This is a genomic window from Sulfurimonas sp. SWIR-19 (assembly GCF_020410885.1).
Taxonomy (GTDB): Bacteria; Campylobacterota; Campylobacteria; order Campylobacterales; family Sulfurimonadaceae; genus Sulfurimonas; species Sulfurimonas sediminis.
The window spans coordinates 1007343-1027911 of the sequence record NZ_CP084578.1; the positions used below are offsets into that span (position 1 = coordinate 1007343).

Below are 20569 nucleotides of genomic sequence, written 5' to 3' on the forward strand. Positions count from 1 at the left end.
ATTTAGTAGTTAGTGCTATTATTGTAAATCAATTTATACAAAATAAGGGATTTCGGAGTGATAAATATTTTTATAAAAGAGAAACATATAGCCTCATTTATACAGGATAAAAATAGTTATCTTATAGACTATAAAGATTTTGATATAAAAAATTCCATAACACTCTCACTTCCAAATACAAAACGATTTTATACATATGAGCATAGGTTTCCCCCTTATTTTGAGACTTTTTTACCTGAAGGGTACCTTTATGAGGTGTTTAAAAATCTTTTAACAAAAGAGTATGGCTATATTGATGATTATCTTATATTTTCGAAATTGGCACCAAATATAGATGCAAGAGTATCTTTTAAAAGTGATTATAAGCGTTTGGATTTCTCTTTTTTAGATATTGACAGTGTTTTAGAGAATGATTCTAATGATACATTTTCTAAACTGCTTGAGATGTTTTTAAATAAAAATGCTATTAGCGGAGTGCAACCAAAAACTGTTGCACTGTTAAAAAACAAAGAGACATTGCATCGCAAAGAGTACATTATAAAAACCTGGGGCGATGAATTTCCAAATTTGGCTGAAAATGAATATTTTTGTCTGCAAGCTTGTAAAAAAGCAGGCATACAAATTCCAAATATACAACTTTCAAAAAATAAAAAGTTTTTAGTGGTGGAGAATTTTATATTTCGAGAGAATGAGATTTTTGGTTTTGAGGAAATTTTGTCTTTGATGGATAAAAACAAAACACAAAAATACAGTGGAAGTTATGAGCAGGTTGCAAAAATAATTTATCAATTTACGACAAATAAACAAGAGGCTTTGCAAGAGTATTTTAAAATTGTAGTGATGAACTATCTGCTTAAAAATGGTGATGCCCATCTGAAAAATTTTGGTCTTCTTTTTAGCGATGATTTTTCGATGATACGGTTAAGTCCAGCATATGATATTGTTAATACCACTGCCTATATTTTCAAAGATAAACCGGCACTTACCCTTGGTGGTAAAAAAGTTTGGTGGGGCAAAGAGAGCTTAGTTGATTTTGGTGTTAAAAACTGCTTACTTAGAAAAAAAGAGGCTTTGGTCATTTACAAAGAATGCGTCGGTGCTGTAGAAGAGACTATAACAGATATAACGAGCTATATAAAAGAAAATCCAGATTTTAAAACTATCGGTATAAGAATGTGCGATAGTTTTAAAATATCTTTACAAGATAAAACCATAAAGGAGTTGCCACTTGAACTTACTCGAACTTGGAACCAAAGTAAAAGAGCTTAGAAAAGAAAAAGGTATAACACAAGAAGCACTTGCAAAACAGGTTAAAATAAGCCGTGCAACCCTCTCAAAACTTGAAAATGGCAATATTGCACAAGTCTCTATTGTAACACTGAGTGCAATATTGAACCGTTTAGGTTACGAACTTGACATAAAACCGTCAAATCCTTTTAGCCTTTAATTCCATCAGCTCTAGGGTTGAGTAAAAACTTGAAAAACACTTTGATATAAAGCATAAACGGAACACTCCAAAGAACAGCAGACCATAAATAGAGTTGCATTGCGTCTGCTTCATAAAAAGGGATAAGTGAACGCATCAATGTAGCGATAATGATGAAAAAGACCATCAAATGGGTATAAATGTTTGAAGTCAAATGCCTTCCCGTATGAATCCATCCTATGGTTATCATAACCATTATATAGGCAAGTCCAAGCCCGCCGGCTGTTATAAAGTGTCTAAAAGAAGAGATGCCCTGTGCATTGTTAAATAAAATACTCCATCCCATAAAAGCATATCCTAAAGCAAGCATGAGAAAAATCAAAAACAGATAAATGACATAAGGCTGATTGAGTATAAACTTCTCTTTTAGATGATAATCACTCGTAATTGCCAAAATGGCAGCACCAGCAGCCAATCCTACCCATCCGAGTGCAGAATTTTCAGGGTAGAAAAATTCAACTATACTAAAGAGTGTGACACAAAATAGAGCCAAATTTGTAAGCGGCGGTCGTGATATATAAATGTCATCTATCCCTTTGTCTTCCATCAGTTCATTGACTGCTTCCATGTTTACACGACGCATTGCAAGTAAGATAAGTACAACAATCGCACCAAGTGAGAGTTTTAAAATACTCATCGGGTTACTTTGCGCCAATCCTGCCATAGAAGCAAAAAACCAACTCTCAAGTCCAAAAATAACGACCAGGGTATAACCAAGAGAGGCATGTCGCTGGAGTTTGTCCAGTACAACATCTTTTGCAAACCAGATAAGCCAGGCAAGCATGGTAAGATTTAGTAGTGCGGCAAGATAGACACCTGTGATATCTATAAACCAAAAACTCACGCGTCCGGCTATCCATAAAAGCATAATATATTTGAGCTGTTTGCCGACAAAAGGTACCATTCCGGGGAAAAGTTCCGGTAAACCGGTTGTTAAAAATGCCATGACTCCGGCAGTAAGTACCCCAAAAAGCATCTCATAGACATGCCAAATAAGTATATGATCCATAAAAGGGATATTTAGATACCCACTCCAAATCAATCCCCACAATATCATCGAAAGTATAAAATAAGGAGCTAAAAGTAAAAAGACAGGACGAAATCCATAGGCAAAATAGGGCGGGATATTCTCTTCATCAGGATAATAAAGGTAGTGGTTTGTAGCATGCAGTTTTTCTTGCTTGTTGTTCATTATTTTAACTCCAAAGAATTTAATTCAAATGTTTCTATGATATCTTTGTCTTGCAGTATTTTTACACTCTGCTCATATACAAAGGCATCATCTCTTTCATTTTGAGGAAGATCAAAGCTGAATTTTTTTACTATATGACCCGGATCAGCTTTGAGCAAAAGTATCTCATCGCTCAGCCGAATAGCCTCCATCATATCATGCGTGATAAAAAGTATAGAGATATTTTCTTTTTGACTTATTTCTATTAAGTGTGTTTGCAACTCTTTTTTCAGACCTATATCGAGCGCTGAAAAGGGCTCATCCAAAAACAGAAGTGAGGGTTTGACAACCAAAGCACGGGCAAAACTGACACGCTGTTTCATTCCGCCGCTTAAATCTTTTGGAAACTTTTCAAAATCTTCTTCTTCGAGTCCAAATTTCAGTGCAATTGCCTTGGATTTTTCTATTGCGGCAGTTTTTTTCTCACCACGGGCAAGCAATCCAATGGCAATATTGTCAAGCACATTTTTCCAGGGAAGCAATCTTCCCTCCTGAAAAGCAAAAGAGGAGCTTTTAAAACTGTTTGTCACTTCACCTTCTTGCACATCCAGCAACCCGGAGCATAAATGCAGCAGTGTTGTTTTTCCACCTCCGCTGGGTCCGACTATTGAAAGTATTTCCCCTTTATGGAGTGTGAAATTTATATCTCTTAAAATCTCAGTAAATCCAAAATGGTGTGTTAAGTGTTTTACTTCTAGTTTCTCCATAACTCTACCTCTCTTTTTATCGGTTCAAGTATGATATACTCTATAAACATCAACGAGCCTATCATAATGGTAACGAGTGCTAAGGCTGTTGGAGTATCTAACTGACTTCTCGCAACTGCCAAGGAAGCACCCAGACCATCACTTGTAGCTAAAAGCTCAGCCATGATGACTATCTTCCAGGCCATACCAAGCCCGCTTACCCAAGCAGGAAAAATATAGGAAAAAATATGAGGAAAATAGACATCTGTAAACTTCATGTGCCATGGCAGATGGAAACTCTCAGCCATCTCTTTTAAAGCACCGTCAAGTGTTCGAGTTCCCTGTAATGCACCAACAAAGATAATAGGAAATGAAGCGACAATAATGGTAAAAATAACCGTCTCATCACCCATACCAAACCAAATCATTGCCAAAACTATCCAGGCAATTGGCGGCATGCCTACAAGTATGGTTACAACCGGACGACTCATCATCGACGCCGTTGCAAAGAAACCGGCGATGAGACCCAAAGCAGAACCAAACAACAAAGAGAGTCCAAAGCCAACAGAAGCGCGGTAGAGGGTGATGTCAATCTGTTCCCACACCTCCTTGTCATGCAGCATGGCATATAGAGTCTTAAATGTTTCAAGCGGAGAGGGAAGCACTAGATTTCCATATACCTGATTTCCGACATCCCACAGGGCTATAAAAAGCAGAATGGAAGCAACTGCACCCCATCCGCTCCATAGGTAAGCCGGAAAATCATTTAGAATTTTAAGAAAGAATTTCAAATTATATCCTTATACTAATAATTATTATCAGTATTGTATTATATAGATGCTTTTATAAAGTTGATTTATATCAATTTTTATATTTATTATAAAGCTAAAATTGTCTGAAGTCTATCACACATTAGGATTAAGCTTGTTTAAATCTACAATCCAGGATTATGCTATAATTGTATTTGACTATAGACAATTACAATTAGGAAAAATTATGTTAGATAAGTTACTCAACTTTCGCACATAAAACCTAACTTTTTTTGAGTATAAGCACTGAGAACAGCGATAATCTGTAAGAAATTTTTATTGTCCTTGACAACATTTTGTATTTCAGAGATTTTTGTAAGTATTTTTATAAAAAGTTGCATCGATATTGCCAACGATTCAAGTTCACATTCTAAATCTCTAAAGAGTTCTCCAAGTGTTTGAGGCTCATGTTTTATGCAGTTGATATAGCTTACAATGTTATATGCAAACATTGAGAGTGTGATTTTGGCGATAAGAGCTTCATAGATTCTATTTTCCTCCTGCCTAAACCAAAGAGATTTCGTAAGTCTTTGTAGCCTTGTTCAATATTCCATCGTTTTTTATAGGTTTATGTTTAAAAAGTAACTTTGAACTCATTTACTTTAGTGCCAATTTTAGCAGTTCGTTTGACAATTGGTTTAGGAAATAAGATGCCGCTTTGGTTATTTGGCTTCTTGTATTAAGTCCACTACCAAGATTGAAAAATCTATAGGACTCCATCCAAAGAGTTTTCTGGCTTTTTTAATATTTGAAATTTTATTGATATAAAACTTAAACTATCTATATATTGATAATTGTTATCAGTTTAATTTCTATTTAATAAAAAAGGTGCTAAAGTTCTTTTGTTAAAAATGATTATAATAATTGAATTTGTACCATTTGGTAAACAAAAAATTCATGTTGGAACAGGAGTTTCATTCTTGGCATATTACAATGTTGCAGAGTATCAGCCGCTAGAAAAAAAAGATATACATTTAGACTAGGATATTTTTTTTGTTAATAAAAAAGGTTAAAAAATGGCACAAGAAATTATAGAACAAATTGTTGAATAGGAGAAAGAGATGATAAAAAAAATAGTATTAAAAACAGTATTAATGTTTGCAACTGTTTTGGTCGTAGGAGCAAACGAGATAAAAAAAGTAGATACTTTGGTTTTAAGCGGTCCAATGGCATCTGTGAGTCACCCGCTTTTAAGAATGATTGAAACAGGTGCATTAAATGATGTAGCTAAAAATGTCAAATTTATTATGTGGAAATCACCTGATGAATTGCGTGCTCTCACACTTCGCGGCAGTGCTGACTTTATAGCAATCCCGACTAATGTAGCTGCCAATCTGTATAACAAAGGTGTAAATATCAAACTACTTAATGTTTCCGTGTGGGGAATTTTGGGAATGATTACGCGTGATAAAACTAAAAAAACTCTTCGTGATTTTAAAGGATGCGAGATAGCTATGCCATTTCGCGGGGATATGCCTGACATCGTCTTTGAAGAGATTGTAAAAAGAGAGGGACTTGATCCGAAAAAAGACTTTACACTTCGCTATGTAAACTCACCGATAGATGCTATGCAGATGCTTATAATGCGCAGAGTCGATCATGCGCTCTTGGCTGAACCTGCCATCTCTATGGCACTGAGAAAAACAAACTCTTTTCCATTGAAACTTATAGCGCCTGACCTTTACAGAAGTGCAGATTTGCAAAAAGAGTGGGGAAAAGTTTTTCATATTGAAGCCAAAATTCCACAGGCCGGCATGGCGGTTATTGGCAAAAAAGATCCATATCTCATAAAACGTTTCAATGAGGAGTATGCAAAAGCGCTTCAGTGGTACAAAACACATCCCGAAGAAGCTGGAGAGTTGGTTCATAAATATATTCCAATGCTCCTTCCTGAAGCTGTAGCAGACAGTCTGGATTATGTTCAATTGAATGATGTTAATGCAAAAGATGCACAAAAAGAGTTAGAATTTTTCTTTGAAGTATTGAAAAACAACAACCCTAAAACTATTGGTGGCCAATTACCACAGAATGGTTTTTATTTTAGTCTGAAGAGTGAGTAGATAAATCTAATTTTTTTGTTTTTGCAAACCCTGCACCTTTTTTTGTTTTTGCTTTAAGTTCAAGGGCTGTGATAATTTCTTTGTAGTCTATATGGTTCTGGTGCATGGTTGCAAAGCATTGCGCCACTACTGCTATTGCATTAGGAACTTCACCTTTTTTTTTGTATGCCTGTATATTTTTTTCACTGACTTTTATAAGCTTTGAAAATTTTGGAAGGCTAATCTCCGCATCTAAAAGTAGTTTTTTAAATTCTATAAATGTCATGTAAAAGTATAGTCTTTTATAGCTTAACTCTATATTTTATTGACATGCAGTCTGAAATCATATATAATAGCTATAATTTATTACTAATAGTAATGAAAAAACTGCATAAAGGGTCGAACAATGGCAAAAGATACAAAAAAAGAGTTAGAGAAAAAGTTGGCAAAAACTGCTGCAAAAAAAGCTGAAAAGAAAAAGGCAAAGAAAAAAGCCGAAAAAAAGAAAGCTGAGAAAAAAGATACAAAGAAAAAAAGCAAGAAAAAAGCAAAAAAAGTCATGAAAAAAAAGGTTTTAAAAACCAAAGCAAAAAAAGCTGATAAAAAGAAAGCCAAATCCAAAGCAAAGAAAAAAGCTCAAAAAAAGAAAAAATAGTTTTTCTGTCTAAGGAATGTAATAGCACTCAAACAAGTGCTATTACATAAAAAGCCGGGAGAATCTTAAGCATATACAGAAAAAGTTGAATTTGCTGTATTTGTTGTTTGCTTTTGTGTTGTGTTTTGGTTCAATATATCCATCAGGCTTTGTGTGTATTGTTGCGAGTCCATAGCAGAAGCATCTACCTGTCCACAGTGATAACTTTATCATATGTTTGTTAGCGTAATGTTAAGAGGGCAATTACTCCTCATCTTCATCCTTTTCACTCCCAAAAGTATTTTTAAGTCCTGAAATAAGTGCTTGTTTTTCTTCTTTTGTAAGTCTTGCCTCTGGGTGTGCTATTAAGTAAGACGCCAAAGGCATCTCTCCCTTTTCAACCTCTTCGGCCGCTTCATCACCTTTATTCTTTTTCTGCACACCCCACATTGAGACATTAAAATGTTCACGCCCCTCTGCTACATGATAATAGATACTCCATGAAAGTGGTGCTATATTACTATACCAAGGCCATTTTGTCTCATTGGAGTGGCAATCTGCACAGGCTCTATCAAAAAGTGCTTTTGTTTTTGGGCTGTCCCACTTGACTTGTTTAATGACAGATGGATTTGTATGGTCTCGTCCGTATGGTATGAATTGCATTACGATAAATAATCCAACTGCTATAAGTAAAATCTTTTTCATCTAAGAAATCCCTACTTGTGTAAAAGAGTTCTTAATTGCTCTTTTGATAAAATCTTTTTTGTATCATAAATACATTGAAGATGTGTCATCGTCGCTTGTGCTTTATAAGAAGCTACTTTATCTACAAGACTTTTTAGCTCTTGTGGTGCAACTCCCTGTTGTGAGAGCTTGGCAATCTTTTGCTCTAATGACATAATCTTTTTCTTCAGACTCATTACACTGCTTAGCGTCTGTTTGCGTACCTGTAAAAGCTCTTTTTTTTGTTTTGGAGTTAACGCAAGCTCTTTTGAATCCCACATTTTTTTTACAAGCATTGTTAAATGCGGTAAGTTAGGGTTTTGAATCAAAAAAGGTTTCGAACCCCTTTTCATAGGAGCAGCTTCAAGTTGAGAAGCAGGCGTAAAGTTGACAAGTAAGCCTAGAAGGGCTGCACTGAGGAGATATTTTGATTTTTTGAGCATTTAAGATCCTTTTTTAATAGTAATGACTGCATCTTTGTTTTCAAAAACAGTTTTTACCATCTCTTGAAAACGATGAGGAAAACTTTTGACATCTTCCTCTTTTGCATCAGGCATTATAGCACTTTTGAGTATTGCCATAGGATTGACAACTTTTTGAGGCGTGTAGGTTACATACACTTTCTCATTTGTATCTAGCCTTGTAAAACAGACATCCGCATCCATTGCTACAGCATAAAAAAGTGTGCCTCTTCGATTGTATTTTCCTGTTGGAATACCACCAAAACCATAGTCAGTGGTTGCACCTGTAATGTTTGAGAGTACGCATCCAACGGCACCGGTATTTTCAATAGTCGGTTCTTTTGCAAGCTCTACTTTTATGTAGCCTCTTTGTGGCAACTCAGCGCCATAGAGTGCTTTTAATCCATCTAATGCCATAAGATAAGCTCCCGCAACAGTTGCACAACTGTGTCCCGCACTCTTTACAATGTCAGCGTAGGAAAAATCAAGTATGCCATCATTGACACCTAAAAACTGGCTCAAGTCATCATATAAAACTATTTTTTCAATAGTATCAAAAAATTGAGGATACTGCATTACATACCACCTCCCATTCCCATGCCTTGTCCGCGACCCATACCGCCACCTTTACCCATTCCTCTAGCTTTAGAAGATTGTGCCAAGATGTAATCAGCTACGGTGTTTAACTGATCTTGTGTCAGATTTGCAAAGGCAGGCATAGCGGAGTTAGAAAATCTTGGGTATTTCCCTTGTGAACCGTTTTTAATACTTGCCATAATCACCTCTTTTGCATTTTCGCCCTCAAAGCGTTTGTTTCGCATGCCTATTCCTGCAAATGCCGGAGCAGCTTTTTTGCTTGCAACTGCGTGACAAGCCAGACAGCCATTGTCTTGGATAATCTCTTCGGCACTTTGTGCAAAGAGACTTACGGTGAGTAGTAGTGTAGATATAAGTAATCTTTTCATAATATAAATTCCTTGTGTGAAATTCTACTGTCAGTATAGAATATTCGTGTTAGGGGAATGTTAAGAAAAAAAGCATTTTGAGGGCCAAGAGATACAAAAGTGCTGCCATAATTTTTTTAATGTGAGACTGCTCGAGTTTAAAGTGCATAAGATAGTTTCCAATGTAGCCACCGATGATGGCACACAATGCAACAACAGCCAAAAGCACCCAGTCTAAAGGAACATACGAAGCATAGGTGAAAAAGGAGCCAAGGGCTGAAAACGGTACGACAAAACTCACAGCGACGGCTACTTTTTTAGGTGCAAATCCAAGCAGAGCCAAAAGTGGAATGAGGATATTGCCTCCGCCTACACCTAAAAGTCCGGCAATAAAACCAACCACAGCACCGACAAGTAAAAGTGTGAGTTTTGACTGGGCAGAAAAAAGAGCTTTTTTCTTGCCAAACATCATCATGGTTGCAGAGTAAAAAAGTAAGAGCATAAAGAAAAATTTGACAATGTTTTCGTTGATAAAACTACTGGAGTACGCTCCAAGAGGTGCAAACAGGAGCATTGTCACCGCGATAGGTAAGACAAAGGCATACTCAACAGCTTTGCGTTTGATATTCATGATACTTGAAGTGATGGTTGTTGATGCTCCTGCAAAAAGTCCAACCGCTTTAGCTACAGTAAAATCAAGCCCTAAAAAATGTAAAACCGGAATGAGTGCTATGCCAGAACCCGCTCCTCCCATAGAAAAAACAGTAGAAAGAACAAGGGTAATAGCACCATAAAGAATATAGTCATGCATTATGGTATTTTTGGAGGGTTGACTCTTTTGCCTCACGCAGATTCTTGAGTGTATCTTTTTGGCTGCCGTCACTTTTATACCCTATACTGACTATCATTGTATGAGGTTCAGAGCTGAGCCCCATGAAATAGCTAAAAGGAGTAATGTTAAGAGTGCCTTTTGCATCTTGCGTGCAAATCCAGGCAATGGGTCTTGGGATGATGGTTTGTGCCATAAGCTGGTAACGCTGCGTAAGTGCCTTGTCTGCATAATCCACCACCATCTTAGAGTCCTACCATATGTTTTACATTCTCCAAAAAGCTGTGTTTTTCAACTGTTGGCTCTTCTTTCTTTGGACCGGTGTAGGCATCTTCAGGCATTTCGTTTTCAGGAGTTCCGTCGACATTGACAACCTGCAGTTCTGGATGAATCAGTTCACGCAACTTTTTTTGTACGACCATTTTTGTTGTCATCAGACTCATAGAACAGCCTCCGCAAGCTCCTGTCAGTTTGATGTAGACAACACCGTCTTTTACACCGAGAAGTTCTAAGCCTCCACCGTGTGAGTTTACATATTCACTGACTTTTGGCAGGTAGTTTTGTACTGCATTATAAATATCTTCATCTAAAAACTGCATAATAAAACCTTTTTGAGTATTTTTATAATTATAGTTACTTATAATTAAAATTATCTTAGTTTATATATTTACTCTTTCATCATAAAAATTTGCTGTTATCTCGGAACCTCGGTTTTAACCTAGGCCTTAGTTTTCAAAGCCTAAAAGGCGAAGCTAAAGCATCGCTTCCGAAAAAGTTGTTTAACGTATGTTACCACAGGAACCCGTACTTCAGTGCGGGCTGTGCGTCTTTAAAGACTAAATCATAGGTTAAAACCCAGGTTTGAGGAAAGAATTTTATTTCCAACATTATTGTACAATAATATATGAAAATTTTATTTCTTTTGTTTCTGAGTGTTGCTTCACTATTGTGTGCAAAAAATGATTTGCAGTACGAAACATCACCCTATTTAAAACAGCATGAAAACAATCCTGTGCATTGGTATGCCTGGAATAAAAAAACTCTCTTACTGGCACAAAAGGAAGATAAGCCTCTGTTCTTGTCCATAGGCTACTCAACCTGTCACTGGTGCCATGTGATGGCGAGAGAGTCTTTTGAAAATGAAAAAATCGCACAACTTTTGAACAAATATTTTATCTCTGTAAAAGTGGACAGAGAAGAGATGCCGCAGATTGATGCACTTTATCAAAATATTTTTTATCATGTACACAAACGAACAGGCGGTTGGCCTTTGAGTGTTTTTATGACCCCGCAAAGAGAGGTTTTTTACATTACAGGCTACATCCCTCCGCAAAAAGAGTCCTATTCTGAGGGATTTTCAGAACTTATAGAAAAATTGTCAAAAGTATTTACCGACAAAAAAGTACTGAAACAGGAAATAGATACAATTCAAAATGCAGTGGCAGGAAGAGTAAAGCTTTCAGAGAGAGAAGAGAAAAATATTTCTCTTTATACGCTGAAAAAATCTCTCAAAAAATCTTTTGATACACTTTATACAGGATTTGGCACAGGAAGAAAATTTCCTGAGGCTTCCAAGCTTGCTTTGATGATGGATTTAGCGGCTATAAGCCAGGACAATACACTGCAAAAATACTCTTTTGAAATGCTTGATATTATGGCACTGAGAGGTTTGTATGATCATATCGGCGGTGGTTTTTTCAGATACAGCGTGAACGCAAACTGGGAAATTCCGCATTTTGAGAAGATGCTTTATAATCAGGCAGAACTTGTCTCATTATATGTAAGAGCATATACAGCAAGCGGGAAAAAGCTTTACAAAAGTGTAGTGCAGGAGACAACAGCAATGGTAAAAAAACGTTTTTTGCATCATAACCTTTACTGGAGTGCGAGCAGTGCAGAGAGCCAAGGCAAAGAGGGGGCATTTTTTACATTTACACCGGATGAAATAAAGAGCGCACTCAAAAACAATGCTCATGCCGATGCCATAGAAGATGCCCTGGGATTTAGTATAGAGGGGAATTTTAACAACAGTGTACATATAAATTTTGATACAGACACAAGACCTCCGGGTTTTGCATCTTTTAAAGCAAAGCTGTTACATGTAAGGGAAAAGAAAAAATACCCTTTTATAGATACAAAAATAAACACGGCATGGAACGCCATGATGATAGAAGCACTCTACAAGGCTTCACGCATTGATAAAAAATATGCAAAACTGGCAGAAAAAAATTTAACTGCTTTGCGAAATCTGATGTTTTTGAGAGGAGAGTTGTACCATCAAACACTCTTGGGCGTGCAGCCAAAACAAAAAGGGCTGTTGGAAGACTACAGTTTTTTAATCTCTGCGCTGATTGCAGGATATGAAGTGGATTATGATGAAAAAAAGCTTGATTTTGCCGAGTATCTGCTGACAGTGGCAAAGTATAAGTTTTACAAAAACGGTCTCTGGTACCTTTCAGCTGATGCTTTACATGTAAAGGCCGGCTTAAATGATAAATACTATACATCACCGCTCTCAAAGATGCTGCAAAACATAATCAAACTGGCATCGCTGAAAGCCTCTTTTAGATATGAAAAACTCTTTCAAAGCAGTATGGAAAAACTCAAAGAAGCGCTTATAAGAGAACAATCAAATGCACCGGCTCTGGCACAGGCGTATTTAATGCAGAAACTGGGAATTGTCGTCGTGAAAAGTTCAAAAGACAATTTGCTTAAAAATGCTAAAATACTGCAAACAACAGGTTATCCGTATGTATTGAGTGAAGTGAAGCCATATAAAGATTTTTTGGCATGTACTTTAAGAAGATGTTTTATAAAAGATCATAATATAACAAATGTATTACATGTAATAGATAAAGAATATATAAGGAGATAAATGAGAAGTATAGGACTTTTGGGCGCGATTTCAATCGGCATCGGCGGAATGGTAGGCGGCGGTATATTTGCGGTTTTGGGAGAAGCGGTCTCTTTGGCACACGGGGCAACTGCGGTTGCTTTTGCCATAGCCGGCATTGTGGCAATACTGACGGCATATTCCTATGCCAAACTCTCCGTAGCTTATCAAAGTGAGGGTGGAACGGTTACTTTTATAGACAAAGCCTTTGGCGACAATATCCTTTCAGGGAGTGTCAATTTGATGCTGTGGCTGAGTTATCTGGTGACCATTTCACTCTACGCAACGGCTTTTGCCTCGTATGGGGAGACTTTTTTTACACACAAATCCGAATGGTTGCATCACGGGCTTATTGTGGTTTCTATTCTTGTTCCTGCGGTTATCAATCTTGTGAGTGCCTCTTTTGTCGGTAAAAGTGAGACAATTATTGTGGTTGTTAAAGTTGCTTTGCTTGTTTTGGTTATTGTTGCAGGGTCTTTTTATGTAGATACAGAACGTATGTCACCTGTACACTGGGGCACACCGCTTTCCATTGTGACAGCCGGTATGATTATTTTTGTAGCCTACGAGGGTTTTGAACTGATAGCAAATTCTGCCCAGGATATTAAAAATCCGGATAAAAATCTGCCTCGTGCTTTTTATGCTTCGGTAATTATTGTTATAGCATTATATATTTTAATTGCCGTAATTACGGTTGGAAATGTTCCTGAAGATGTATTGATGCAGGCAAAAGATTATGCCCTGGCAGAAGCGGCAAAGCCTTCTCTGGGTCAGATGGGCTTTACGCTGGTGGCATTTGCGGCACTTTTGTCCACCTTCTCGGCAATTAATGCAACAATTTACGGCAATGCAAGGCTTGGGTACATTATTGCAAAAGACGGCAAACTGCCAAGAGCATTAATGGATGAAGGAAAAAAATCAGGTGTCCCCTTTAAGGGTGTTTTGTATACCACTCTTTTGAGTCTTATTTTGGCAAACAGTATTGATTTGACAGAAATTGCCATCATTGGCAGTGCCGGATTTTTGCTGATATTCCTACTGGTCAATATCAGTGCCTTTAAGCTTTATGAAGAGATAAAGGCACATCGTTTTGTTTTATTGACATCCTCTGTTTTGAGTCTTTTGGCGCTTTGTACTTTACTTTTTCATACATACAGTTCAAATCCGAAAGCAGTTGTCATCTTTATGGGCTTTATCATTATTTCCGGTCTGTTTGAATTAATATACGGACGCTATGTCAGAGGACACTTTTTTAACAGAGGATACAAGATTTAATTTTTAGAGTGTACTTAACATTGTGCTAACATGAAAAGGTTATAATCGCTGTATGAAAAAGTTAGCATATATAAATTTATTGTTTTTGGTACTCTCTTTACAGGGAAAAACACTTACTTTACAAGAAAGTATAGACAAAACACTGCAGAATCATCCTGATGTAAAAGCGTTTGCATTAAAAGTAAAACAGTCGCACACGGGGTATAGGTCTGCACGTTCAGAGTATCTGCCTCAGGTAAATCTCTCTGCAGAATATAATCCGACACAAACTTACATTTTTCCTGTCAACGGACAGTTTAATACCATCAATGATGCCGGTTGGAATCTGGGTGTCAATGTCAAACAAAAAATTTGGGATTTCTCCAAAACAAGTTTGCAGATAGATGCAAGCAGACTTGACGAAGATATCTCAAAACTTTCCCTGCAGGATCTTCAGGCGTTGCTTGTTGCAAAAGTAAAGTCCCTGTATGAACTTATGGTTGTCCAAAAAGAAGCAATTAGAGTACGCGAAGCAGATTTACATGTAAAAGAGGAGTATTATGCCCAGGCAAAAGCTCTTTTTGAACAGGGGCTCAAGACCCAGGCAGATACAAGCCGTTTTCTTTCCGCTGTCTATATAGCCAAAGACAATCTGGCCATTGCAAAATCTCTCTATGAAAAAGCAAAAAATTCTTTGTCTCTTTATATGGGAGAGAAAATTGCGCAGAGCGTGGATCTGGAAGCTGATGTTTTACAAAAAGAGTTGCATACTGCCCAAAATATGACACAAAAGGTACTCAGTAGCAATACCGAGTTGAAAATTTATGATGAAACCATACAGAAAAATGCCTTGCTGCATAAGTCTGCAAGAGCTTCACATTATGGTTCACTTGATGCTGTTGCCTCTTACAGCCGTGTCAGTTCTTTAAATCTTTATAACACACATCTTGTAGGCGTTGTCCTGAACATTCCTTTGTATGCCGGCGGAAAACTGAGTGCACAGACACAAAACGCCGAAATAGCCCTGCAGGTTGCCAAAGAACAAAAAGCTTCAAAAATACTCGCGCTCAAAGAGGAGATAAGCAATCTTCTCCTGGATATACACAGATATGATGAGACCATAGCTGCAAAAAAAGCACAGCTGGACTCGGCAAAAAAGACAAAAAGAGTGCTTGACGGAAGATACAAAGAGGGACTCTCTACCTATATAGAGGTTTTGGATGCAAGCTCTCTGGTATTGGAAGCAGAACTCGGATTGCTTGAGGCATATTACTCAAAAACGCTGAGTATAGACAGAATTGATTATTTACAAGGAAAAATAAAATGAGTACAAAAATGAAATATATAATTTTTATTGTTGTAGGTATAGTAGCGGCAACTCTGTTTTACAACAAAGTTTTTATTCCAAAACATACATTTAAAATAGTGCATCCGACTAAAGGTGATTTAAACAAAGAGATTTTCGGTATAGGAGAAGTGGGGGCAAAAAATATTTATGCCATTACCGCACAGACAGGCGGAAAAATAGTGCAGATTAATACAGATGAGGGAAAATGGGTCAAAAAGGGAGATTTGCTTGTAGCGATTGACAGTATTGATTTGCCCAAACTGATAGAAGAAGCAAAAATGTCTGTATACAAAGCAAAGTCTGAACTCAAAGCAACACAAAAAGAGCTTGATTCCCTTCGCTCACAAAAATCTTTGGCCAAAAAAACATATGAACGGTATAAAAAGTTAAAAGAAAAAGCTTTTGTTTCTCAGGCGGAGTATGACAAAGCCAAAGCAGATTTTGACACTGTCAGTGCAAATATGAAAGCAACACAGGCCCGTATCAATTCTTCAAAAACAGAAGTAGTCCGTTTAAAAAAAGCCCTGGAAGCCTTACATGTAAAGCTCTCACGCTATAAAATCTATGCACCTGTTGACGGCTATGTCATTGCCAAAGAGGCTGAGGTAGCACAAAGTGTTCTGCCGACACAGCCTATACTCAAAATAGTCGAGCCACAAACAGTATGGATTCAAGCCTATGTAGATGAAAAAATAAGCGGAGATGTCAAAGTAGGGCAGCGTGCAGTTATTACCCTGCGTTCGCAAAGTAACAAGAAGTTAGAGGGATATGTCAGCCGCATTGTCGCACAAAGTGATGCTGTGACACAAGAGCGAGAGGTTGATGTCAGTTTTTATGCTGTGCCGACTCCCTTTTATATCAATGAACAGGCAGAGGTACTCATTACAACACAAACATTGAAAAATGTTATCAAGATACCTGCTTATTTGATTGTCTATAAAGATAAAAAGGCCGGTGTATGGATAGAAAAAGAGGGACATGCACACTTCTTACATGTAAATATAACCGATATAACAGACAAAGAAGCAGCTGTGAAAAATTTGGACACGACTCTCAGACTTTTAGTACCGGATAAAACTAAAAAATCTCTCAGTGAAGGCATGAGAATTTACAAATGATAAATTTAGCACAAAAAGAGATAGCCCATACTTTTGGAAAGTTTATCGTAACAGCTATAGGGGTAGGAATGCTTCTGGGCATAGTATTTGTTATGATGGGTGTTTATCGCGGAATGATTATTGATGCCCAGGTATTACTGGATGATGTGGGTGTAGACTTGTGGGTAGTGCAGGAAAATACACTTGGTCCATTTGCAGAAGCCTCACGGGTACATGAAGATTTGAAAGATACCCTGAAAGTAATTGAAGGTATCGATAAATCCGAAGGAATTACCTTTCAGAACCTGCAATTGCCGTCAAAAAACGGTGCGGTCCGTGTCTTTGCAGTGGGATTTGATCCTTTTGGGGATATTAATCCTATCAACCCGAAACGTTTGCTCAGCGGACGGGGGCTTCTCAGAAATCATTATGAAATGGTTGTCACTGACAAAACAGGATTTGCTCTCGGTGATACAATACACCTGGGACGTGATTTTTATCATGTGGTCGGTGTAACACACGGGACTGTCTCTTCGGGAGGAGATCCTTTGGTATACATCAGTCTCAAAGATGCACAGGAGTTACAGTTTTTATACTCAAATGCACGGATAAGAAATGACAGAGCAAGAGGCATATCGGGAGTGAACTCTCATATGGTCAATGCTGTGATAGCTACAAAAAAAGATGGATACGATGTTGATGCTGTTGCAGATAATATAAGAGAATGGAAACACAAGGCGGTTTTTACGGCAGAAGAAGAGAAGACTATTTTGACAAAAAATCTTATCAAAATGGCATCCAAACAGATTGGTATGTTTACGGTTATTTTGGTGATTGTCTCGACTATTATTATTGCGTTGATTATTTATACGATGACTTTGGAAAAGATGAAAGAGATTGCCATTATGAAGCTTATCGGTATTCCAAACAGTATGATAATCAAGATGATAGTGCAAGAGACGCTTATTATGGGAGTGTTGGCATTCATCTCAGGGAATATCTTTGCACATCTTATTTATACGAAGTTTCCAAAAAGAGTGGTGTTGGAGACACCGGATGCTTTTGCGCTTTTTATTGTTGTTGTCATTGCATCCATACTGGCTTCTTTAATAGGGGTCAAAAAAGTAATTTCGGCAGATCCTGCACAGGCAATAGGCGGTTGATATGAAAAAACAGGCGATTAAAGTAGAAAATCTGGTCAAAAATTTCGGCAAAGGCGATTCTCTTGTTGAAGTTTTAAACGGAGCATTTTTTAGTGTGGACAAAGGCGAACTTGTAGCGCTTGTGGCACCAAGCGGTGCAGGAAAGACAACCCTGCTGATGATGATAGGCTGCGTGGAAGAGCCGACAAGCGGAAAAATATGGCTTGGTGAGGAAAAAGTCTATGACAATGAATGGCTGACAAAAGAGACACGAAAAATAAGACGCGAAAAAATCGGTTTTATTTTTCAGGCGCATTATTTGATTCCTTTTTTAAATATTTTAGAAAACATTACTCTGGTGCCTCAGACGAACGGTGTATCTGAAGAAGAGAGCATAAAAACCGCGATGGAGCTTTTGGAATATTTTGAAATTGCGGACAAAGCGCACTCTATGCCCTCTGAACTCTCAGGCGGACAAAACCAAAGAGCTGCCATAGCACGGGCTTTGGCGAACAAGCCTCAAATCATACTTGCAGATGAACCGACGGCTGCACTCGATTCCAAGCGTTCCGTTGATGTTGTAAAGATGCTCAAAAAGATAGCCATAGAACAGAATGTGGCGGTAATCATGGTGACACACGATGAAGCAATGTTGCCACTTTGCGACAGAATTTTAAAGATAGAAGACAAAAAGGTTGTTTCTTCCAAAATATCTGGAGAAAATATGATATTTTGACTTTTATGTGAGATTAGATATACTTATGCAAACGAAACGGATAAGTATGGATCACAAAAAACTCATTATTGCTGTATTTATTATTGTTTTACTAAATATGCTGTTTTTTTTAGAATTTAACAGAATGCAGATGAAAAATATTTTTAGAAATGCAGATGAGATGGCATTGAGTATTGAAAATAAAATGCGTCTGAGTATAAATGCGGTAGAGTATTTACATCTAGCCGCAGAGCAGATTTTTAAAAATAGAGAGAATCTTAAGCCAAATGAGGCTTTACATGTAAAGTATGTCAATAAAAACGGCACCTATGCACTCGATGAAAACAAAGATGTAAATTTATTGGGTTTTGGCAAAAATGCACTTTCGGACAAAAAATTGCTCCAGGAGATGGAGGCGGCACTGCAACTCACTCCGTTTTTTCAACTGGTTGCTGAACAAAATAAAAATTTTGCCTGGATTTATTACTATTCGAAAAATCATTTTACGGTTCTTTACCCTTATGTTTCCTCTGCAGATTTTCAGTTTAGCCCTGTGGTTGAGAAAAAACCCTTTTATCATGATGCAACTCCCCAGGCCAATCCTCAAAAAAAACTCTTTTTGACACCTTTGTATATGGATGCCATAGGCAAAGGGCTTATGGTGACTGTCGGCAAGCCTTTGTATTACAAAAAGCATTTTTTGGGGACAATTGATGTGGATATAACACTGAACAATTTTGACAATCTGCTTGCACGCCTGGATTATTTTAATAATGAAAGTGTAATTTATAATAACAAAAACCAGATAGTGGCAAGCCATAATCTGATACAGGATTTCAACCGAAGCAAAATATATAAGATAGATGATTTTCTGGATGTCTCCGTACGAAATATGAATGAAACTTCAGAATCTCTGCAATACAAAGACTCTCAATATATTTTTGTCAAAAGACTCCCGTATGTACATTTGCACTTTGTTTACAGAGTGCAGGCACACACTCTTTGGTTTAAATCTTTTTTATATACCTTTCCTATTTTTCTTTTGATGCTTTTGAGCCTTTATCTGATTTTTCTATATCAAAAAGCAAAATACATAAATTACAAACTGAAACTGCAGGCAATACAGGATTATATGACAGGGGCATATAATCGAAGATACTTTTTTGAAGTTGCCAGGGCAATTTTTTCTAAAGCGCTGCGAAAACATACCAAGTTGGCTGTAGTGATGATGGATATTGATGATTTTAAGACTGTGAATGATACTTATGGTCACGATGCAGGTGACCTGGCTATCATAGAAGTGAAAAAAATTTTAGAAAAAAATCTGCGAAGATATGATCTGTTTGCACGGTTTGGAGGGGAAGAGTTTTGTGTTGTTCTTGATGATATTTCCAAAGAGGATGTAAAAAAACTTTTTGAAAAAATAAGAAAAGATTTTGAAAACAACATCATTATATATAACAATATGAAAATCAGATATACAGTTTCCTTTGGCATAGCATACGGGATGGCAGATTCTTTGGAAAAATTGATAAAAGTGGCGGATGAAGCACTGTATGAATCCAAGAAAAACGGAAAAAACCGGGTTACACTCTACGAAGTCTAATATATTAAGACAAGATTAACAATAATGCTACTATAATAATTGAACGACAGTCGGTCAAAAATACTTTTGGAGGGTTATGTTGGCAATTATAGTTGACAAAGAACAGAAAAAAAAAGATATTGCTCTTGGAACAAAAGCGTTAATTCTTAAAGACGGAATTAACAATATAACAATTTCTCAGATTGCAAAAGCTGCCAACATAGGCAAAGGCACGGTGTATGAATATTTCAAAAACAAAGATGAGATAGTCTTTGAACTGGTTGAAATTTTGATGCAGGAGCATAACGAGAGAAAAGAGAAACAACTCTCACTGCATGTAAGCACACGAGAAAAAGTTAAAAGTTTTTTTAGCTTTTTTTATGCCGATGAAGATAGAGAACTGCGTGAAATATACAAGCAGTTTACTGCCATTGCTTTGAGCAGTACAAATGAAGAGATGGTTGCTTTTCAAACAGAGTGCTATACGCTTTATGAAAAATGGATGGAAAATATCATAGAAGAGGGTATAGAAAAAAACGAGTTAAAGAGTGAAGCAAAAGAGTTGGTTATGGGTATTTTTGCTTTTGCTCAGGGTACTTTTATTATGAGTGTTACCACAAGTGCCATAGAAGATTTAAAACAAAAAATAGATACGCAAATAGATATTTTATTTGATTTAATGGAGAAATGATT

Annotated in this window: 24 protein-coding genes; 12 read left to right on the forward strand and 12 right to left on the reverse strand. The window is 37.0% G+C overall.

Translation table 11 applies throughout. The features are described from left to right. Positions 1-57 precede the first annotated feature (57 nt). Positions 58-1269 (forward strand): type II toxin-antitoxin system HipA family toxin, encoded by a 1212-nt coding sequence (locus tag LCX93_RS05225; protein WP_226069143.1) that lies wholly within the window; start codon positions 58-60, stop codon positions 1267-1269. Then, the gene (locus tag LCX93_RS05230) at positions 1229-1447 is read left to right on the forward strand and encodes a helix-turn-helix domain-containing protein (protein ID WP_226069144.1); all 219 of its coding nucleotides are present in this window, start codon (positions 1229-1231) and stop codon (positions 1445-1447) included. The genes LCX93_RS05225 and LCX93_RS05230 overlap by 41 nt, the downstream gene beginning before the upstream one ends. Here the strand turns inward: LCX93_RS05230 and LCX93_RS05235 are convergent. The 4 genes from LCX93_RS05235 to LCX93_RS05250 form a co-directional block, all read right to left on the reverse strand. After that, positions 1437-2678, reverse strand: coding sequence for an NnrS family protein (locus LCX93_RS05235; protein ID WP_226069146.1), 1242 nt, complete (start codon positions 2676-2678; stop codon positions 1437-1439). The genes LCX93_RS05230 and LCX93_RS05235 overlap by 11 nt on opposite strands. Beyond that, on the reverse strand, positions 2678-3424 hold the full coding sequence (locus tag LCX93_RS05240) for an ABC transporter ATP-binding protein (protein ID WP_226069147.1): 747 nt from the start codon (positions 3422-3424) through the stop codon (positions 2678-2680). Before LCX93_RS05240 ends, LCX93_RS05235 begins: the two co-directional genes overlap by 1 nt. Beyond that, positions 3412-4194 carry an ABC transporter permease gene (locus tag LCX93_RS05245; protein WP_226069148.1) on the reverse strand — a complete coding sequence of 261 codons (783 nt, stop codon included), beginning with the start codon at positions 4192-4194 and terminating at the stop codon, positions 3412-3414. Before LCX93_RS05245 ends, LCX93_RS05240 begins: the two co-directional genes overlap by 13 nt. A gap of 221 nt (positions 4195-4415) precedes the next feature. Then, complete coding sequence (locus LCX93_RS05250; RefSeq protein ID WP_226069150.1) at positions 4416-4664, reverse strand: hypothetical protein; 249 nt, start codon at positions 4662-4664, stop codon at positions 4416-4418. A gap of 609 nt (positions 4665-5273) precedes the next feature. Here LCX93_RS05250 and LCX93_RS05255 point away from each other — a divergent pair. Then, on the forward strand, positions 5274-6272 hold the full coding sequence (locus LCX93_RS05255; RefSeq protein WP_226069152.1) for an ABC transporter substrate-binding protein: 999 nt from the start codon (positions 5274-5276) through the stop codon (positions 6270-6272). Here the strand turns inward: LCX93_RS05255 and LCX93_RS05260 are convergent. Next, positions 6253-6537, reverse strand: coding sequence for a hypothetical protein (locus LCX93_RS05260; RefSeq protein WP_193151702.1), 285 nt, complete (start codon positions 6535-6537; stop codon positions 6253-6255). The two genes, LCX93_RS05255 and LCX93_RS05260, sit on opposite strands and share 20 nt — an antisense overlap. Positions 6538-6657: 120 nt before the next feature. On the opposite strand from LCX93_RS05260, the gene LCX93_RS05265 reads away from it, so the two are divergent. Next, complete coding sequence (locus LCX93_RS05265) at positions 6658-6906, forward strand: hypothetical protein (protein ID WP_226069155.1); 249 nt, start codon at positions 6658-6660, stop codon at positions 6904-6906. Positions 6907-7149: 243 nt separating this feature from the next. Here LCX93_RS05265 and LCX93_RS05270 read toward each other — a convergent pair whose 3' ends face one another. Genes LCX93_RS05270 through LCX93_RS05300 form a run of 7 tightly spaced genes read right to left on the reverse strand, consistent with a single transcriptional unit; the run spans position 7150 to position 10441 of the window. Next, positions 7150-7590: a heme-binding domain-containing protein gene (locus tag LCX93_RS05270; protein ID WP_226069157.1), complete on the reverse strand. Its 441-nt coding sequence runs from the start codon at positions 7588-7590 to the stop codon at positions 7150-7152. Positions 7591-7601: 11 nt separating this feature from the next. Further along, a complete protein-coding gene (locus tag LCX93_RS05275; RefSeq protein ID WP_226069159.1) occupies positions 7602-8051 on the reverse strand; it encodes a hypothetical protein in 450 nt (149 codons plus the stop codon). Beyond that, complete coding sequence (locus tag LCX93_RS05280) at positions 8052-8645, reverse strand: hypothetical protein (protein WP_226069161.1); 594 nt, start codon at positions 8643-8645, stop codon at positions 8052-8054. It abuts the gene before it with no gap. Next, positions 8645-9034 carry a c-type cytochrome gene (locus LCX93_RS05285; protein ID WP_226069163.1) on the reverse strand — a complete coding sequence of 130 codons (390 nt, stop codon included), beginning with the start codon at positions 9032-9034 and terminating at the stop codon, positions 8645-8647. Before LCX93_RS05285 ends, LCX93_RS05280 begins: the two co-directional genes overlap by 1 nt. Positions 9035-9083: 49 nt before the next feature. Then, positions 9084-9824: a sulfite exporter TauE/SafE family protein gene (locus tag LCX93_RS05290; protein ID WP_226069165.1), complete on the reverse strand. Its 741-nt coding sequence runs from the start codon at positions 9822-9824 to the stop codon at positions 9084-9086. After that, positions 9817-10086 carry a flavin reductase gene (locus tag LCX93_RS05295; protein WP_226069167.1) on the reverse strand — a complete coding sequence of 90 codons (270 nt, stop codon included), beginning with the start codon at positions 10084-10086 and terminating at the stop codon, positions 9817-9819. Before LCX93_RS05295 ends, LCX93_RS05290 begins: the two co-directional genes overlap by 8 nt. A 1-nt stretch (position 10087) precedes the next feature. Beyond that, the gene (locus tag LCX93_RS05300) at positions 10088-10441 is read right to left on the reverse strand and encodes a NifU family protein (protein ID WP_226069169.1); all 354 of its coding nucleotides are present in this window, start codon (positions 10439-10441) and stop codon (positions 10088-10090) included. A gap of 305 nt (positions 10442-10746) precedes the next feature. Between LCX93_RS05300 and LCX93_RS05305 the strand changes: the two genes are divergently transcribed. The 8 genes from LCX93_RS05305 to LCX93_RS05340 all read left to right on the forward strand — a co-directional run bounded on the left by LCX93_RS05305 (position 10747) and on the right by LCX93_RS05340 (position 20567). Continuing rightward, positions 10747-12717 (forward strand): thioredoxin domain-containing protein, encoded by a 1971-nt coding sequence (locus tag LCX93_RS05305; protein WP_226069170.1) that lies wholly within the window; start codon positions 10747-10749, stop codon positions 12715-12717. Then, the gene (locus LCX93_RS05310) at positions 12718-14010 is read left to right on the forward strand and encodes an APC family permease (RefSeq protein ID WP_226069172.1); all 1293 of its coding nucleotides are present in this window, start codon (positions 12718-12720) and stop codon (positions 14008-14010) included. A 52-nt stretch (positions 14011-14062) separates the two neighbouring features. Beyond that, positions 14063-15316: a TolC family protein gene (locus LCX93_RS05315; RefSeq protein WP_226069174.1), complete on the forward strand. Its 1254-nt coding sequence runs from the start codon at positions 14063-14065 to the stop codon at positions 15314-15316. Then, on the forward strand, positions 15313-16455 hold the full coding sequence (locus LCX93_RS05320) for an efflux RND transporter periplasmic adaptor subunit (protein ID WP_226069176.1): 1143 nt from the start codon (positions 15313-15315) through the stop codon (positions 16453-16455). Before LCX93_RS05315 ends, LCX93_RS05320 begins: the two co-directional genes overlap by 4 nt. Continuing rightward, the gene (locus tag LCX93_RS05325) at positions 16452-17597 is read left to right on the forward strand and encodes an ABC transporter permease (RefSeq protein WP_226069178.1); all 1146 of its coding nucleotides are present in this window, start codon (positions 16452-16454) and stop codon (positions 17595-17597) included. The genes LCX93_RS05320 and LCX93_RS05325 overlap by 4 nt, the downstream gene beginning before the upstream one ends. 1 nt (position 17598) lies before the next feature. Further along, positions 17599-18312: an ABC transporter ATP-binding protein gene (locus LCX93_RS05330; RefSeq protein ID WP_226069180.1), complete on the forward strand. Its 714-nt coding sequence runs from the start codon at positions 17599-17601 to the stop codon at positions 18310-18312. 46 nt (positions 18313-18358) lie between these two features. Beyond that, positions 18359-19897: a sensor domain-containing diguanylate cyclase gene (locus LCX93_RS05335; protein WP_226069182.1), complete on the forward strand. Its 1539-nt coding sequence runs from the start codon at positions 18359-18361 to the stop codon at positions 19895-19897. Between the two features lie 76 nt (positions 19898-19973). Further along, positions 19974-20567 carry a TetR/AcrR family transcriptional regulator gene (locus tag LCX93_RS05340; protein ID WP_226069184.1) on the forward strand — a complete coding sequence of 198 codons (594 nt, stop codon included), beginning with the start codon at positions 19974-19976 and terminating at the stop codon, positions 20565-20567. The last annotated feature ends 2 nt before the right edge of the window (positions 20568-20569 follow it).